Raw genomic sequence first — 17324 nt, forward strand, 5'->3', positions numbered from 1 at the left:
TCCTCACGAAAGGACCACGGTCTCGACCGATTCCTCCTGCGCGGCGCGGAGAGCTTCCTGGAAGAAGCCCGGGACCTCGCCGTCGCCGATGAGCAAAGTCCTGTCCAGGATGGAATTGTCGATCTCGCAGCAGGTCTCGGGGAGAAGGGTGCACGCATGGCAGGCGGCACGGTTGAGATTCGCCAACGAACGCCCGGTCGAATCCGCGCACAACGGGTCCTGGGAACACCATTGGGCCGATTCGAGCAGACGGATCAAGGTCTCGGCGAGGTACGGGGGACGGCCCTGACGGACGAGCCCGCCCAGAGTCCCCTCGGCGTCCCCGGCAGCCGTGTAGACGAACACACCTGCTTGCGGCGGATGCCCACTGCCCGGTGAATGGCTCCTGGCATAGACACGTTCCCGGAGCGAGGCGGCGTTGTACCCGCTGTCGTAGGAGAGCTGCCGGATGAAGTGGTGGGCCAGGGTGTGCAGCATCACGAACCGCGGGAGGAGCACCGGGCCCGACTTGGCCCTCAACCGGTCGACCTTGAAGGAGGCGTCCAGATCTTGCTCGATCCGGCGCGTCCACTCACGTACCGACGGAAGGCTTTCCCAGGCAGTCAGGCGGTCCTCGTCCACGGCGATGAAGATCCCCTCGCCGTAGGTCTCCACGGCGGGGAGCCACTTGGCCCGGCGAGCCGTGTTGACCGATACGAGTCGGCCGCCCTCGCCGTCCTCGTCGGGCGTGGGCTCGTAGCGGGAGAACCCCTCCAGCACGCGGACTTCGCGTACCCGCTCGGCTACGACCACGGCAGAGATGGTCGAGTCCAGTTCCCGCATCGAGCGAGGAGCCGTGTGGTCGATCTTGAGAACCGTCCGACGCACGGAGAACGTCTTCGAGCCGGCTACGGACTCCGGGACGGAGAACGCCGCCCACTCGGCGATACTCAGGTCGTCGGCCGGGTCGAACAAGGGCGTCGAGGCGGCCTGATCGGTTGCGCGGCGGCAGACCGATCGCACGAACTCCGGGTCGACGTTGCACTGCCCGGCGATGAGCTGCGTCAACTGGTCGGCGAACGGGCCGTCAGGGGCGCTGACGAGATCTGGCCAGAGCTTGTGGTCGACGACCGACTGCACGCTTTCGTCTTCGTCGTCCTCATGAAGATCCGCAGGCGCAGGGATGTCGATCGCCGAGTGCGTGACCGGGAAGTAGACATTGGAGGCGCCGCGCTGCACCACCTGTGGAGTCTCCTCGCAGGCGTCTGCTTCATCCCCGTTGTGCCAGGGGTGGGTGCCGGGACACCTCCTCTGCAACTGCTTGAGGACGTTCTTCCGACTGATCCCGGCCAGGCTACGGCCGGCCAGACAGACGACGCAGGTGACCTTCAGCGCCTCGAGGCCGGAGGACTCGGGGCTGGCGACGAATCGGAGCCGACTCACCTGGCATTGGCGTTGGGCATGGCTCTGGCTCTGTGAATGTGCCCATCGGCGCCAGTCGATGTCGGCCATATGGCCCGCGCGGCAGATCTGGATGAAACGCATCGGGGCCGTCTGGGGCTTGCTGGCGCAGCTCCCGCACACGGGATGCTTGCCCTTCTCCTCGCGGATCGCCTGCCAGAGCTCCATTTTTCTGCACTGGGGGCAGAACAGCCACTTGGGGAAGCGCACGTACGACGGGCCGCTGCGGGAGGCGAAGGCGGCCTTTCCGGAGGGGATGACAGGGGCGGAGCGGAAATCCTCGACGCGCAGTTTCGCGGCGAGCCGCGGTGATTCGACCCGTTCGGCATTCTTGGACCAGCTGCGGATGTCGGCAGCCACGAACGATTCGCCACGGAGGTCGATGATCCCGCCGACGCCGAAGGGGACGATGGTCTGCGTCCTGCGGACCTTACGACGGACATCCTTCATGCTGTTCATGCTCCCCTGACGACGATGAGGCATTCGCGGTCGACGTTGCGCATCGATTGCGGCGTCGGCCACCGACCTTCCTGCTTGCCGAAATCGGTGAGGAGCGCGCTCTGTGTCCTCCCCTGGGACTTGTAGTAGAGGCGCTGGCCCTCGCCCCGTGCGACCGTCGCCTCCTCCGTCCATTCCTCGATCAGGACATCCAGGTCTCTGGCCGTCGCCTCGACCTCGTCGGGATCGGCACGTCGCACGTGATCCATCACAAGTCTCCGGACCCGCGCGACGGCGTCCGGGTGGTCGAGAATCTCTCCGGCCTGGTTCTCCGCATTGAGGCCGGCGCCGTGCCGCATGAGAATGGTGAGCACCGCATGGAGGGCCCGGCCGCGGGAGGGCAGGGACCACGGCGTCACGCTCGTGGGCTCGACATGCCGATAGAGCGAACGATGGTAGACACCGAACGATTCGTAGTGGGAACGGTCGCGTGGTTTGCTCGAGCGGAACAGGGCGACGATCAGTCCGGGCACGTCGCGTCGGCCGACACGGCTGGTGGCCTGAATGTACTCCGATGTGGTCTTGGGCTGGCCGTTCATGACCATGAGCCCGAGCCGTGGCACGTCCACGCCCACGGAGAGCATGTTGGTCGTGGCGAGGAAGGAGACACTGCCCGGGTCCTTGAACCTCTTCCCCAGGCGTTCGAGGAGCCGTGGTTGGTCGGCTCGCGGGACGTTGCTGGTGAGCTCGACCACGGAGCCGTCGCCCAGGTCGCGACGTCGGGAATCATCCTTCGTCAGATGTTCGAGACGCGCGGGGATGTCGTCCCTTGCGATCGTGACGGTCCTGCCGAGCTCCCGCAGGCTGTTGTGGTAGGCCACCATGGTCCAGTACGCATCGCGCAGAACCTCGTCGGCACCGAGTTCCATAGGCGCCTGCAACCCCGCAGCACCCACATGGACGGTCGCCGTCGAAGCCGTATGCCCCTGTGCCATGACACCGACGTACAGACGTCCGGGCTTCTCCTTGTCGGGTGAGGCGAAGTACGAATGACCCGCCCTGAGCCCTGCCGGGGGGAAGAGATGTACGGGGCGGCCGTAGAGGCCCCGGATCTGGTCCTCCGAACGGCGGATGGTCGCTGTCGAGGCGATGACCTTCGGTGGGACGCCGCTCCAGCCGCACAGTTCGAGGACGGCCGACTCGTAGAGGCCCACCGTCGTCCCCAGGGGGCCGGAAAGGAGATGCAACTCGTCCTGGATCACCAGCGAGGGTGCGAGCCTGCCGTGTGCACCGAAGAGGCGCCCCGCCTCGGGTTCCCACGCCAGCCGTGCGAACTTGTCGACCGTGCCGAGCACGAAGGTCGGAGGGTTCTTGTAGATCTCCTGGTCCACGACCGCCACCGGAAGTCGCTCGTGGAAGTCGCAGCTGCCACGAGGGCAGAAGAACGAGGTGTCGACCCCATCGGCCCGAATGCCGAAGTCCCTCTCCCGCCCGCCCCGTTCCGGAACGATTTCGGTGCCGCACCAGGGGCACCTTTCCAGCAGGAACCGATCATCGGGCTCGTTCATCTGTTTCAGGGCGTCGAGCTCCGTCTCCGCGACGGCGGTCTTGTTCGGAGTCGTCTCCTGGCCGACCCACAGTCCGATCGAGATGGGCTCGTCGCCCAGATCCGAAGTCGGTTGATGATCCTTCCCGGACCTGATGTATTCGAGGGCACAAATCGCCGTGGCGGTGCGCTGGAACTGCTGGGTGGTCAGCAGGCTCAGGGTGTAGCGGCTGAGTACGGCTGTGCCGCCGCCCTGTGCGCCGAACCGGAGCCGACGCAGGAGGATCTCGAAGCAGGCGGTGAGCAGATAGGCCTCGGTCTTGCCACCACCGGTGGGGAACCAGATGAGGTCGACCGTGCGCCGGTCCTCGTGCCCGGGGTTCATCAGACTCTCGACGACGAGCAGGAAGTAGGCGAGCTGGAACGGATGCCATGCGTGATGGTCGGGCGGTTCTGTGAGCTCGACCAGCTCGCTGTCCCTGCGGCGACGGCTCCCCGCCAGCTCCGGGATGCTGTGCAACATCTGGAGGGCCATGGCCCGATTCGCCAGGCGGAATGCCTCGCGCGCCTTTGCCGCGACCGGCGTCGACGCGGTCAGGGCCTCCACACCGGAGGTCAGGCGGTCGAGCGTGGTCCCGATCCTGTCGAGGATGCGCCCGGCGGGCGCGGTGGCCCATGGCCGGAGGGAGTCGGCCTCCGACTGTTGGGTCTCGAACCACTTGCGATATCCGAGGACGAAGGAGTGCAGACCGGATCGGAGCTCGTCCAGAGCGAGTTCCGGCCTCGACAGGTGGGCGAGGTTGAGCACCGGGAGGTCCCGGGGTCCGTCAGGTCTGATGTGCTCGACCACCTGCTGGGGCATGACCTGTGCCCGCACGGTGGTCACCGGGTCGGAGCCTTCGTCCCAGTCGACGGCACACCCGTGTCCGACGGCCCTGTTGACGATGTGTCGGTACTGGACGCGGAGCTCCTGCTCCTCCTCGTCACGGCTGTTCAGACGAGTGCTCGGGTATTCGAGGACGGTGCCGTCCTCGGTCGTCGCCCGGAGCTCCACCTGGAAGAGCATCAGGTCCCGGTCCTTGTGCGGGCTCTCCTCCTCGCGATGGTCGTTGGCCAGCACGCAGGTGACGAGATGGCCGTTGCCGAATGCTCGCCACCGGACGTGGAGGCGGCCGTGCCCGTCCAGACAGGAAATCGGTGTCGGCATACCGAGGTCGACGGTCTTCGTCGTGGAGAGACGTGGTTGCCTCTGCCAGCTCCGGCGTCCGCCTTCGCGGAGCGTCAAGTAGCGGGAGGCCCCGCAGGAGACCTCGATCCGGCGGGCGTCGGTGAAGAAGGAGAAGCCGAGGGAGGAGGGGAGCCAGGCATTCGCCTCCGCCACGGGATCCTCGGCGAAGCCGTCCTCCTCCCCACTGCCGGCCGCTGCTTCGCCGAAGGCCTCCTCGCCCTCCTCCTCCATGTGCTCCAACATGGAGGTTCCGCGCGGATACAGCGTGCCCATGAGGTAGCGCCGGTCGGGCGGGTCGACGAGGGTCTCCTCGTCGTCCGGCCGGGGGCCGACCAGTTGTCGGTGCAGGTAGCCCACGTACTCGTCGCGATGGGTGGCGAGTCGCGCTGAGACGGCGGCCATCTCAGGCCCCCCGCTTCTGGTGCACTGCGTCCGCAGCCAGGGTCTTCAGCTTCTTCCGGACGTCCGGGCCGCACGAGACCCAGAGCTGGGCGCGCGCCCTGGTCCAGGCGACGTAGATCGCATCCAGCCGGCCTTCCAGGTGCTCAGGTTCGAGATCGATCAGGCAGAGGATGTTGCTCTCATGGCCCTTGAAATCGGGGATGGACGACCAGGTGAGCCGCTGCCTGGCACGTCCTGAGCCGACGACATCGGTGAAGCGCTGTATCTTGGCCGCGCGTCGTGACAGACGTGCGGAGCTCGTCTCCCAGTCGCCGGACGCGGAAAGCAGCGTGATGTCTCGCAGCGAGACGTCCTGTTGAACCAGTTCGTCCACGTAGGTGTCGAGCAGCTCGGCCTCGTGGGAGGCACCCTGCGGATAGACGAACCGGGCAGGTTCACCCTCGCCGGCAGAGGCGGTGCCCAGGTCGGCACCGGTGAAGAGCTGGACCTGCCTGACGATCTGCACGGTGTTGCGGCAGTTGCGCTTCATGGGTCCGTACACGGAGCCCAGCGAGCGCAGGTATTCCCAGGCATCCGAGCTGTAGGCGTCCGGCGCCAGCACCTGGTTGTTCTGATCCAGCATGAAGATCCAGCGGCCGTGCTCGAGGCCGCCCGAGACCAGTTTCTCCAGGACGTCGAGATTGTCGTAGGTCATCAGATCCTGGGCCTCGTCCACGATCAGGTGGTCGAAGGACTGGAGTGAGACCTCGTTCAGCCGCTCGAAGGGAAGGACCGTGATCGCATCGTCCGTGAGGACGCCGACCATGTGTCTGGCCAGGGTGTCGCTCGCGCAGGTGAACAGCACGTTGCCCACGGCGGACTTGCGGCGGGCCGCTTCGGCGGCGAGGAAGGTCTTTCCCGTACCGGCGCCACCGGTCCAGATGAGGCGTGGGTTGGATTCCAACTCATCCAACCGGTCCATCTGTTCGTTCGTGAGGCGCTCGAACGCGACGTCCAGATCGGTCAGTCGTGACTGCAGATTGGGTACGAGGTCGAAGTCCGGGCGGATCGCGTCGAGCATCCTCCGACGGACATCGCCAGGGATGGGCGTACGTGCCCCCCTGCTGCGGCCCAGCCAGAAGCGGGTGGCCCGCTCGATTCCTTGCGCGAGACCACGGCCGCCGTCGTAGGCAGTGCCTCCCAGGTACTGCTCGGCCTCGAACTCCGTGGTGACGTCCAGGTCGACGTCCGTGGTGATCACGAGGTATCCGCTGGGGACTCCCAGAGCCCTGAGGTCGCCGACGAGTGTGCCGAGCTTTCGCTCGAACGCGTGCATACCACCGCTGGCCTGAGCGAAGGGGCTCTCCCTCGGCCCGTCCTCCTGACCGGCCGGACCGTAGTACCACTTCCCGTCCTTCTGGACGACCCGGCCGCCCTTGACCTCGATGAAGAGGAGGATGTCGGGAGTGATGACGACGAAGTCGATCTCGCCCACACGCTTGGTGCCGTGGCGGCCGAGATGGACCGAGTGCAGCGCGACGCTCTGTCGGTCGGGTAACGCCTTCAGCGCTGTGAACACACTGCGTTCGGCCCGACTCCTCGTGCTGCTCGAGATCTCGCTCGGGATGATCCGCATCAACTCTCCCCCACCGTCACGCCAAGATATCTTCAACATACCGAGTCCCAGGGCCTCGGTGGGTTGCCCCTGGCGAGAAGGCGCTGGCAGGAGCGGTGGGATGGATGATGGACTACGCGCCGGCACAGGTGTGATGCAGCTGCAGATGTGGGGTGGCCATGGCGTGGGGCGCAACGTCCGGCGAGCAGATGGATGATGCCGGCCGGGACCTGCTCCTTCGACTCGTCCGCAGGTTCACAGCCGAAGGAGTCGACCAGCGGTCGGCCCTCGTACATGTGGCGAAGGCCGCCCGACTCGACGGGATCGGGGCCCGGGTCCTGGCCGAGGCGGCCGAGGAGGAGCGTCTGCACCACGATGCGGGCGCGTCGTCCGGGTCGGGTACGGCTGTCGACCATGATGTCGCCGCCGACGAGGATCGTGATGTTCCGGGCTTCCCCGATGCGGAGGAAGTCGAAGAGCTGCCGGATCCGGCCGAGTTCCGGGGTACGGTCCGGATCCACGACCTGGGGGCCGCTCGTGCCGCGGGGCGGCTCGTGCTCGAGGCCGATTGCCGGCGACGGGATCCAGGACGAACCGTGCTCAGCGCCGAGGAGGAGGTGGGGCTCGTCCTGCTGTTCCGCGGAGCGATGACGGCGACGGAGGAGTTACCGGACCGGTACGTGGTGAATCTTGAGCGTGCCGGTGAGCCGTACCGGGCGTTCTCGGCGATGCTCGCCCACAATCAAAGACTGGTCCACAAGGCCGTCGGCAACCTGGGGTACCGGGACCATCCCGACTACGAGGACCTCGTACAACACGGCATGCGCGGCCTGATCCGTGCGGTGGAGAAGTTCGATGCCTCGCGGGGCTACAAGTTCTCCACGTATGCCACCTGGTGGATCCGTCAGAGCACCACTCGTGCGATCGCCGATGAGGGCTCGGCCATTCGGATCCCGGTGTACCTCCGGTCCGAGATCGAGAGGGTGCGACGGAAAGAGCGGGACTTCCTCGCCAGGGGGGTGACCCCCAACCTCGACGATCTCGCTCTTGCCTGTGGGCTGAGCCCTGAGAAGGTCACCGAGTGCCTCCGTCTGGGTCGCCGGATCGTCTCGCTCGACCAACCCGCCGGCGAGAACGTCACGCTCGGAGAGCTGGCGCTCGGCGATGTCGGCCTAGTACCTGGCCCGGAGCAGACGTTGCGGCCCGTATTCGAGCGCCAGGAGATATCCCAATGGTTCGATGCGTGCGGTCTCACAGCGAGGAAGCGCGAGATCCTGCTGCTGCGCCATGGGTTCGTCGACGGGCGGTTCTGGACCCTGGACGACATCGGCACCAGGTTCGGCGTCACACGTGAGCGCATTCGGCAGATCGAGCGACAGGCCTTGACGGACATCAAGATCCTCCTGGGGCTTGCGCCGGACACCGCCGCTGCCGAACGACGTCGCGAGAAGGCGGCCCGCGCCCTCGCCAGGGAGGCCGCCGCGCGAGCCCCGCGCGGGGGGATCCCGGGTCAGCGGGCGGAATCGGGTTCGGCCGCTCCGTCACCGGTGGGTGGGCCGGGCGTGCGGAGGTCAGAGAAGAGTTTCGACGGAGGAGGAGAAGCGGTGGCCTCGAACGAGAGGGAGCCGGGCGTGGGGATGGCCGGGCCGGAGGCGTCGGTCAGGTGGTACCACCGCCCCGGTCACGACGACGGTGGGCGGGAATTCGGGAATGCGGCGGCCTTCGCCTTCGAGGCCGATCTGGAGGTGCTGGCGCGAGAGGCGACCCAGAACAGTCTGGACGAGCGGGTCAGGCGGAACGACCGTCCGGTCCGGGTCCGTTACACGCTGCACGAGCTGAGCGGTGAGCATCTGACCCGGTTCCGCAGCGCGATCCGCTGGGACGACCTCCGGCCGCACTTCGATGCGGCCGCAGTGCAGGACCAGAAGGTCGGACGTGTCATCCGTACCGGCCTGCGCGAGATGGCCGAGCAGGAACGGCTGGTACTCCTTCGTATCGACGACTACAACGCCCATGGCCTCACCGGGGACGACTATGAGGACGGTCGGTTCGCAGCGGTGGTCCGACGTCAGCTCGACAGTCGGAAGTCCGACGCATCGGCGGGGGGCTCGTACGGTCTGGGAAAGGCCACTCTGTGGGCCACCAGTCGTCTGGGGCTGGTACTCATGAATTCGACCCTCTCCGAGCCGCACGAGGGATGTACCCGGGGCCGAGTGGTCGGTCGGCTCGATCTGCCCTGGCGGGAGGTGAACGGCAGGCGGTATGCGGGGCCCGCATGGTTGGGGCGGCCGGATCCGCAGGCCGCGAAGTCGGAGGTCGTCCGTTCCTGGTGGGCGGACGAGGAGACGGTCGAGGGTCTGCATCTCACGAGGGAGGGGGACGAGCCCGGCACGTCCTTCCTGATCGTGGGAGCACATGATGTGGCCAGCCTGGCCGAGGCAGGGCAGGACGTCGACGGCGATCCGCACGAGGACGAGGACAGCCTGGAGCGTATGCACCAGCGCCTTGTTCGGGCGCTGGGGCGCAACTTCTGGGCCGCGATGACGTCGGGTGGAGAACGGCAGCCCTTACTGGAGGCCTCTGTCCGGATGCTCCGCAACGGCGTGGAGCTGAAGGAGGAACGGGTGGACCCGGAGGTGCATCAGCCCGCTCGCTCACGTGCCCTTCGTGCATTCCTCGCCGGGACCACGGTGGACCGCCTCACCGAGGCGGGGCAGGTGGCCCTCACCACCGTGCGGCTGAGACTGCCCGAGCGCGAGGGGATTGCCGCCACGGCAGGTGAGCACCGGGCGGTGCTCCTTGTCACCGAGGCCACGGACGCCGATGGCAGGATCAATCAGGTGACGGCCATGCGGGGCAGTCGTATGACGGTCAGAACCAGTCGGGTACCCGGTCTCCCCGTCGGGACCAACCCCTTCCAGGCCGTTCTGCTCGCCGGTCGAGCGGCCGGTGACGACGCACCTTTCGCTGCGGAGGCTGAGGAATTCCTCCGGGCGTCGGAGCCGCCGGAGCACAATAAATGGAGCCAGACCGAGGAGTTGAGGACGCGCTACTCGCCGTCCGCCCATCGGCGGATAGCGACGATGACCTCGGAGATCAACAAGGCTGTGCACCGGCTCGTGGCGATCTCGAGGAAGGAGGGGAGCGGCGGCAGGAGCAAGGTGGCCAGGCGACTCAAGATCTCGGGCAAGCCGGCCGCCAAGCTCAGGGGGGTGGTGACGCCTCCGGAACTGGATGATCTGAAGGCCGTGATCGATCCCTCCGGCGCATGGCAGATCACCGCCGTGGTCCGGATGGCGCCCGGGAGCGAGTCCTGGGCGATGGACCCCGTTGCCAAGCTCGACGTGCGCTCCGGCCCACGCCCGTCCGTCGGGTGGGCCGAACTGGCCGCGGTGAGCGGCTGCGAACTGGTCGGCGGGGTTCTGCATTTCGCGCCGGGCGTGCGCCGTGCCGTCTTCCAGGGTGTCACCGATGTCTCCACTCATCCGGTACGAGCAGCGCTCACGGGCCTCGTCGTCGAGCTCCGGGAGAACAAGGAGGCCATCGCGTGAAGGTCTACCCGTACCCCCGGCTCGCCGGCGCGGTGACCGCCCGCGTCACGGCAGTCCGCCTGCGCGGGCCCGGCGGCAGCCGCGAACAGCTGGACTCCCGCGGCTGCTCGGTGGTCGAGCAGGTGGTGGCACTCGGCATGGCCGAACGGGACGACTGGCAGACGGCACGGCTCGCCGTGACGGCTTCGGTACCCTCACGTGAGATCGGGTCGACGGGCCCCTGGTCCGAGGTCGCGGTCGTCGCCGTTCTGGCGGAGGGGGCGACCAACACTCGGACCGTGATCCGATTGGAGCCCTCCCCGGAGGGGGGCCGGGAATGGTCCGGGGAGATCGAGATCGACCGTAATCTCCACGTCGATCGAGCTGCTCTCGCCGTGCACGTCGTGGCGACGGTGGGGGGCGTGGCCGGTCGGATCATCGGCTCGACCGACCGGGAGTGGCTGATCGACGTGACGTCCGACCATCCGCTCAGGGATCGGCAACTCGATTTCAGTGTGGTCAGTTTCGCCCGTGGCGCGGAGTGGCTGCGCAACTTCCGGGATGCGCCCTGGACGGTGGACACCTCGGGAAGGATGCCCGCCGTACGTCTGAACTCGGATTTCGAGGGGTTCGCGGCGCTCGTCCAAGAGCCTCGCTCGACGATGGAGGCGGTGGTGAGCGAGATGGCGCAGGCCCAGATGTGCGCCGATGTCTGGACTGCCGTCTTCCACACCGCTCTCGGTGATCTGGAGGTCGAGGACGACGGAACGCCGCTCTTCCCGCCCGATTGGCGGGGGGCGGTGCTTCGAGAGATGCTCCCCGACGTCATCCCCGGTCGTTCGGCGGACGATGCTCTCCGCGAGGTGCACACCCGGCGCAACGGCGGGGGGAGTTGGACGGATCTGCAACCGCGCATCCAGTACGCCGCTGCTCGGCGTGCCGAGATTCCCAGGGCATTGGCCTCCGCTGTCCGCGACATCGAACGATTCGACCAGGAGACGCACGCGTGACCTCACGACCCGAATACCTGCCGGAGCGGCTGGCCCTGCTCTCCGACGTACAGGCCGCCGAGTTCCTCTCCACGGGGCTGCTCGAGGGCCACGGCGACGTGCCGTCCATAGCGTTGAACAAGGTTGCCGAGCCCCTGGAGGGTGACGACGGGCGACTGGATCTGCATAGGGTCCGTGACCTCGTCGACGACGTGCTGAACAGGTTCCGCGCCGAGCGCCCCACCGCCGCGGACGCCTGGTTGGCGCCGCGCCTGCACGAGACGCTCCGGCTGACACGCAGGGAGGCTGCCGAGAAGCGGGTCTGGACGTATCTGGCCCTCGGAGTCGCTCCGGACTACGTCGTCTGGCGCCACCTGCCGGAGCCGAAGGCCGACGGGTCACGAGGACGCGTGGCCCGCGACAGGTTCGTCGGTCCGCACTACAAGCAGGCGTTCGCCAGGCTCTGGTGGGCTGCGGAGCTCTTCCGGGACGGCTCGGACTACCGACCGGTCGTCGTGGCCTGCGGCAATCAGGACATGCTGAACTCGGCACTTAGGCTCGACATCATCGATCACCGACCGACGGCCCAGGCACTCGTCAGGTTGCTGGAGCGAGGAACCGTGCGTACCGGTCGCGAGGTCAATGCCCTGACACCTGCGGTCAACGCCGCTGCGGCAACCCTGATGTACGACGTCGTCGCACCGGACGTGGAACGCGACGGCGAGGCCGCGCGTGACTGGATCGCAGGGGCCGCATCGGCCGTTCCCTCACCCCGGAACCGGCTTCCCGACGGCCCGGAGGAGGAGCGGACCCCCGAGGGCGCGGTGCAGAGCCTTGTGGCCCACTTCGAGGAGCTGTTCGCCGACGCGCCGATCAGGGGGCGGACTTCGGAGCGGCCCGAGTGACCTTGTGCCCGTCCCGCGGGCACTTGCTCCGATCACCGCATCCGATGGCGCGCAGCTCATCGGCAGTGGCGTCGGGCACGGCCGGCCAGCTCGCCGAACGCGTCAATTCGTCGTCGGTCGGGGCGGTGCCTCGGAGCGCCCTGCTGAGCACATGCATGCCGAGCCGGGGCGGTACCGCATTGCCCACCTGCTGCGCCTGGTGGTGCCCCGACCAGGGGAAGTTGTGCGGAAAGGTCTGGAGCACCCCGGATTCGGCGATGGTGAAGCGGTCCCATCTGCCTGCATCGTGGTCCTCCGTGCTCTTGTACACCTTGTTCCGGGACACCTTGCCGGTGACCGTGAAGGCGGGCTCGGAGGACTTGCGCCGGCCCCGGTTCTTCGGATCACCGTTCGATCCGTAGTTCGAGACGACGAAGAATTCCGTCTTTCCTCCTGTTCGCAGCCGGGAGATGTCGATCGAACCCCCCTTCGGTGTGCTCGCGGCGTCGAGCGCCTGCGCCATCGACAGCCAGGGGGCCTGGGCTCCGCGGCTGTTCGGAAGCATCTGTGCCTGAGCGGCGGAGCTCTGCCCGCGACGCAGGTCGAAGGGCAGGTGCGTCGGCTCGGGTCGCTCGATGGCTCCTGACCCCACAAGTCGGGCGACGAGTACGGCGCGTGTGCGGGTCTGGGGGACCCCGAACTGCTCGGTCTTCAGCTCCCAGCAGTCGGCCTCGTACTTGACCCCCTGGAGGCGTCCCTCGCCGCTGCGCAGGAGCTGGGCATAGACCTCCCACAGAGGTAGGACCGCGGGGACCTGTTCCAGGACGATCACCCGGTACGGGTCGCGGCCCTCAGTCTCTATCGCCTTGAGGAGCCAGCGGAGTGGCTCGAGCACCAGAGCGGTGCGTGGGTCGACCCCCAGGGCATGCAGGTCCTTGTCGATCTGCGCTTCGCTTTTCCCGCTCACCAAACGGTGGATGAACTTTTTCACGGTGTCGAGTGCCGCCCGGCCCGCGCCGTGCCCCGCGACGGAGAACGACTGGCAGGGAGGACCGCCGGCGAGCACGTCGACCGACGGGGGGATCTCGTCGAAACGGCTCTCGCGCATGACGCTGACGTCGGCATGGTAGGTCGGCAGGCCCGCTGCGTAGCGCGTCTCGCACGCGTTCCGGTCCCACTCGATGCCGATGCTCTTGAAACCCAGGAAGTGCGCGGCCACGTCGAGTCCGCCGGGGCCCGCGAACAGGTCCAGGATGCGGACTTCATCAAGAGGGTGCTGGCTTCCTGGGCTGCTCATGGAGCCGAAGTCTAGCCGGCCTCGGTGACACGACTGCCTGTGCGGTTCGAACTGCGGTGGCCTCGGGAGCGCTGACCGCGGGGAGCGTCCCCGGCCGCCGCCTCGTCCGTTCCACCGCCTCGGCCACCGCTCGTGCGACGGCCTCCGGAGACTCGTGCTCCCAGAAGCGGAGGACCGTCCATCCCTCGGAGCGGAGTTGTGCGGTGGTCCCCAGATCCCGCTCGATGTTGCGGTCGAGCTTCTCGCGCCACCAGGATGCGTTCGCCTTGGGACTGGTTGCATGCTCCGGACAGCCGTGCCAGAAGCAGCCGTCGATGAGGACAGCCAGTTTCACGCGCGTGAACGCTACGTCGATCTTGCGCCTGGGCATGCCCGGGACCGGGAAGTGGACGCGGTAGCGGTAGCCGGAGGCATGGAGAAGCCGTCGCACGGCCCGCTCGGCACCTGTGTCCCGGTTGGGCTGTCTGCTCATCCTGGCGGACACCTCAGGACTGGAGGGCGGGGCGGCTCGCATCATCCCAGTGTCCCGATTTCCGGCGCGGTGGGAAATCGTCACGTGTCACCGGATTCCGAACGGGCATCCCGCACCCTCCGTGAGGTGGTGGACAGCCCTCTGGCACCGGTTCGCCAACAGAGCGAGAGGCCTTGGACGATCGCCCATGAGCGGCGCTTGCTGGACCAGCCGGCGACGAAGCGGGACACCTGGAGCAGAGCACTGAACAGCTTCCTCGCACAGTGAAAGCGGCCGCAGTCCCTGTCGAGGAGGTTGCGACAGGTGCCGTCGCTCCGGGTGGCTCAAGGGCGCTCGCCGGGGCGACTGTCGGTTGTGCGCCGGTCCGCCACCGCATGGGCCGTCCTGCCCGCAGGCGATGCCGGTGGGCCTCTCGGGCGCCGCGTGTCCGGATCGGCTGCTCATCGGTGTGTCGTGCCCGGCCGTACCCGCGGGGTCGGCCTGCCCGGGTGCGGCCGGCACCCGGACGCGTCGGGCCGCTGTTTCGTCTGCCGTCCCGCTGCTCGCCATGAGTAGGGTGACGGTGTGAATCGTCTCGTGGGCGCGACGTCGCCGTATCTCCAGCAACACGCCGAGAACCCGGTCGACTGGTGGCCCTGGGGGCCCGAGGCATTCGAGGAGGCGCGACGGCGTAACGTGCCCGTTCTGCTGTCGGTCGGTTACTCCGCGTGCCACTGGTGTCACGTCATGGCTCATGAGTCCTTCGAGGACGAACTCACCGCCGCCTACATGAACGAGCACTTCGTCAACATCAAGGTCGACCGCGAAGAGCGTCCCGACATCGACGCCGTCTACATGGAGGCCGTGCAGGCGGCCACCGGGCAGGGCGGTTGGCCCATGACCGTCTTCCTCAACGCCGAGGCCGAGCCGTTCTACTTCGGGACCTACTTCCCGCCCGAGCCGCGGCACGGGATGCCCTCCTTCACGCAGGTGCTGGAGGGCGTGCGGGCCGCCTGGGTCGGGCGGCCCGAGGAGGTCGCCGAGGTCGCGCGGCGGATCGTGGGGGACCTGGCCGGGCGGACGTTGGACTACGGCAAGGCCGACCTGCCCGGCGCCGAGGTGCCCGGGCAGGCGCTGCTGGGGCTGACCCGGGAGTACGACGAGGCGCACGGCGGCTTCGGCGGGGCCCCGAAGTTCCCGCCGTCCATGGTCATCGAGTTCCTGCTGCGCCACCACGCCCGCACGGGAGCCGAGGGCGCGCTGGAGATGGCCGAGCGGACCTGCGAGGCGATGGCCCGCGGCGGGATCTACGACCAGCTCGGCGGCGGCTTCGCGCGCTACTCCGTGGACCGCGAGTGGGTGGTCCCGCACTTCGAGAAGATGCTCTACGACAACGCCCTGCTCTGCCGGGCGTACGCGCACCTGTGGCGCACCACCGGTTCCGCGCTGGCCCGGCGGGTGGCCCTGGAGACCGCTGACTTCATGGTCCGGGAACTGCGCACCCGCGAGGGCGGCTTCGCCTCCGCGCTGGACGCCGACAGCGAGGACCCGGCGACGGGCGCGCACGTGGAGGGCGCGTACTACGCCTGGACCCCCGCGCAGCTGACCGAGGTGCTGGGGCAGGAGGACGGCGCGTTCGCGGCCGCGCTCTTCGCGGTCACCGAGGAGGGGACCTTCGAGCACGGGACGTCCGTCCTCCAGCTCCCCGAGGACGGGGAGGAGTCCGACGCCGACCGGATCGCCGGGATCAAGGCGCGGTTGCTCGCCGCCCGCGTCCAGCGCCCGGCGCCCGGCCGGGACGACAAGGTCGTGGCCGCCTGGAACGGGCTGGCCGTCGCCGCCCTCGCCGAGTGCGGGGCGTACTTCGACCGCCCCGACCTGGTCGAGCGGGCCACCGAGGCCGCGGACCTGCTCGTCCGGGTGCACATGGACGGCCGCGCCCGCCTCGCCCGGACCAGCAAGGACGGCACGGTCGGCGTCAACGCCGGGGTGCTGGAGGACTACGGCGACGTCGCCGAGGGGTTCCTCGCGCTGGCGGCGGTCACCGGCGAGGGGGTGTGGCTGGAGTTCGCCGGCTTCCTCGTGGACCTGGTGCTGGACCGGTTCACGGCCGAGGACGGGTCGCTGTACGACACCGCGCACGACGCCGAGCAGCTGATCCGGCGCCCGCAGGACCCGACGGACACCGCGGCGCCCTCGGGATGGACGGCGGCCGCCGGGGCGCTCCTGTCGTACGCCGCGCACACCGGCTCGGAGGCGCACCGGACGGCGGCCGAGCGCGCGCTCGGGGTGGTGGGGGCGCTCGGGCCGCGGGCCCCGCGCTTCATCGGGCAGGGGTTGGCGGTGGTCGAGGCGCTGTTGGACGGGCCGCGCGAGGTGGCGGTGGCCGGGCACCCGGAGGACCCGGCGACGGCCGCGCTGCACCGGGCCGCGCTGCTGGGGGCGGCCCCCGGCGCGGTGGTGGCGGCCGGGCTGCCGGCGAAGGCGGACGGCGGCGTCGGGGAGTTCCCGCTGCTGGCCGGCCGGACCCTGGTGGGGGACCTGCCGACGGCGTACGTGTGCCGGCACTTCGTCTGCGCGCTGCCGACGACGGACCCGGCGGAGCTGGCGGAGCAGTTGGCCACGGCCCGCCCCTGAGCCAGGCCCGCCCCCGAGCCCGGCCCGCCCCGAGCCCGGCCGGCCCGGAAACCGACGGCGCCCCGGACCCCCGCGAGGGGTCCGGGGCGCCGTCGCGCTGCCGCTACGCGTGCTGGGCGGCGGCCATCGCGATGCCGACGAAGTGGGTGACGAAGGCGACCAGGGTCAGCGAGTGGAAGACCTCGTGGAAGCCGAAGTAGCGGACGGAGGGGTTGGGGCGCTTCATCCCGTAGATGACCCCGCCCACGCTGTAGAGCAGTCCGCCGACGATCACCAGCACCAGGACCGCGATCCCGCCCGTGCGCATGAAGTCGGGGAGGAAGAAGACGGCCGCCCAGCCCATGGCGATGTAGCAGGGCGTGTAGAGCCAGCGCGGGGCGCCGACCCAGAAGACCCGGAAGGCGATCCCGGCCGCGGCGGCGATCCAGACGGCCCACAGGAGCGTCCGTCCGGTGGAGGCCGGGAGCAGGAGCACCGTCAGCGGGGTATAGGTCCCTGCGATGATCAGAAAAATGTTGGCGTGGTCGAGGCGGCGCAGGATGGCTTCGCCGCGCGGACCCCAGGTGCCCCGGTGGTAGACCGCGCTCACGCCGAACAGCAGGCACGCCGTGAGGATGTACACGCCACAGGCGACCCGCGCCTTGGTCGACTCGGTGAACGTCATGAGGGCCAGGCCCGCGACCACCACGGCGGGGAACATCCCGGTGTGGAGCCAGCCGCGCATCATCGGCTTGGCCTCGGGTTCTGCCGTGGATACGGCCACGGCGGCGGCGTCAGAAGTCATGGTCCTCATGCTACCTACGGGTGCGTAGGTTTCAGTTAGTGCGCTTTGCCGAAGATTGACACGAGTGGTGATGCTCACGTGAGAGGCCCCCTGGACATATGCGC

General features: G+C 68.5%; 9 protein-coding genes and 1 pseudogene. 4 read left to right on the forward strand and 6 right to left on the reverse strand.

Annotated elements, in window-relative coordinates; all coding sequences use genetic code 11:
• Nucleotides 1-3 precede the first annotated feature (3 nt).
• The 3 genes from drmB to ACZ4UB_RS33630 are packed head-to-tail and all read right to left on the reverse strand — an operon-like array spanning nucleotide 4 to nucleotide 6669.
• Complete coding sequence (drmB, locus tag ACZ4UB_RS33620) at nucleotides 4-1899, reverse strand: DrmB family protein (protein ID WP_468076154.1); 1896 nt, start codon at nucleotides 1897-1899, stop codon at nucleotides 4-6.
• Nucleotides 1896-5054 (reverse strand): helicase-related protein, encoded by a 3159-nt coding sequence (locus ACZ4UB_RS33625; RefSeq protein WP_468076156.1) that lies wholly within the window; start codon nucleotides 5052-5054, stop codon nucleotides 1896-1898. The genes drmB and ACZ4UB_RS33625 overlap by 4 nt, the downstream gene beginning before the upstream one ends.
• 1 nt (nucleotide 5055) lies before the next feature.
• Nucleotides 5056-6669: an NERD domain-containing protein gene (locus ACZ4UB_RS33630; RefSeq protein ID WP_468076158.1), complete on the reverse strand. Its 1614-nt coding sequence runs from the start codon at nucleotides 6667-6669 to the stop codon at nucleotides 5056-5058.
• 275 nt (nucleotides 6670-6944) lie between these two features.
• On the opposite strand from ACZ4UB_RS33630, the gene ACZ4UB_RS33635 reads away from it, so the two are divergent.
• Genes ACZ4UB_RS33635 through ACZ4UB_RS33645 form a run of 3 tightly spaced genes read left to right on the forward strand, consistent with a single transcriptional unit; the run spans nucleotide 6945 to nucleotide 12072 of the window.
• Nucleotides 6945-10199, forward strand: coding sequence for a sigma-70 family RNA polymerase sigma factor (locus ACZ4UB_RS33635; protein ID WP_468076160.1), 3255 nt, complete (start codon nucleotides 6945-6947; stop codon nucleotides 10197-10199).
• The gene (locus ACZ4UB_RS33640) at nucleotides 10196-11188 is read left to right on the forward strand and encodes a hypothetical protein (RefSeq protein ID WP_468076162.1); all 993 of its coding nucleotides are present in this window, start codon (nucleotides 10196-10198) and stop codon (nucleotides 11186-11188) included. The genes ACZ4UB_RS33635 and ACZ4UB_RS33640 overlap by 4 nt, the downstream gene beginning before the upstream one ends.
• Nucleotides 11185-12072, forward strand: a complete 888-nt coding sequence (locus ACZ4UB_RS33645; protein WP_468076164.1) for a DUF6339 family protein — start codon at nucleotides 11185-11187, stop codon at nucleotides 12070-12072. Before ACZ4UB_RS33640 ends, ACZ4UB_RS33645 begins: the two co-directional genes overlap by 4 nt.
• On the opposite strand, the gene ACZ4UB_RS33650 is transcribed toward ACZ4UB_RS33645, so the two are convergent.
• Nucleotides 12041-13348, reverse strand: a complete 1308-nt coding sequence (locus ACZ4UB_RS33650; RefSeq protein ID WP_468076166.1) for a DNA cytosine methyltransferase — start codon at nucleotides 13346-13348, stop codon at nucleotides 12041-12043. The two genes, ACZ4UB_RS33645 and ACZ4UB_RS33650, sit on opposite strands and share 32 nt — an antisense overlap.
• A 100-nt stretch (nucleotides 13349-13448) precedes the next feature.
• Nucleotides 13449-13862, reverse strand: a pseudogene (locus ACZ4UB_RS33655) (very short patch repair endonuclease); the annotation flags it as partial.
• Nucleotides 13863-14384: 522 nt separating this feature from the next.
• Between ACZ4UB_RS33655 and ACZ4UB_RS33660 the strand changes: the two are divergent.
• Nucleotides 14385-16436, forward strand: a complete 2052-nt coding sequence (locus ACZ4UB_RS33660; RefSeq protein WP_468076168.1) for a thioredoxin domain-containing protein — start codon at nucleotides 14385-14387, stop codon at nucleotides 16434-16436.
• Nucleotides 16437-16539: 103 nt separating this feature from the next.
• Here the strand turns inward: ACZ4UB_RS33660 and trhA are convergent, their stop codons facing one another.
• Nucleotides 16540-17220, reverse strand: a complete 681-nt coding sequence (gene trhA, locus ACZ4UB_RS33665; protein WP_467966764.1) for a PAQR family membrane homeostasis protein TrhA — start codon at nucleotides 17218-17220, stop codon at nucleotides 16540-16542.
• Between the last annotated feature and the right edge of the window lie 104 nt (nucleotides 17221-17324).

It is taken from the genome of Streptomyces sp. NPDC028419 (assembly GCF_055565515.1).

Bases quoted from the DNA above. Each gene is read 5' to 3' on its own strand.
- ACZ4UB_RS33625 (WP_468076156.1), bottom strand. From the start codon at position 5,054: ATGGCCGCCGTCTCAGCGCGACTCGCCACCCATCGCGACGAGTACGTG.
- trhA (WP_467966764.1), bottom strand. From the start codon at position 17,220: ATGACTTCTGACGCCGCCGCCGTGGCCGTATCCACGGCAGAACCCGAG.
- ACZ4UB_RS33630 (WP_468076158.1), bottom strand. From the start codon at position 6,669: ATGCGGATCATCCCGAGCGAGATCTCGAGCAGCACGAGGAGTCGGGCC.
- drmB (WP_468076154.1), bottom strand. From the start codon at position 1,899: ATGAACAGCATGAAGGATGTCCGTCGTAAGGTCCGCAGGACGCAGACC.
- ACZ4UB_RS33650 (WP_468076166.1), bottom strand. From the start codon at position 13,348: ATGAGCAGCCCAGGAAGCCAGCACCCTCTTGATGAAGTCCGCATCCTG.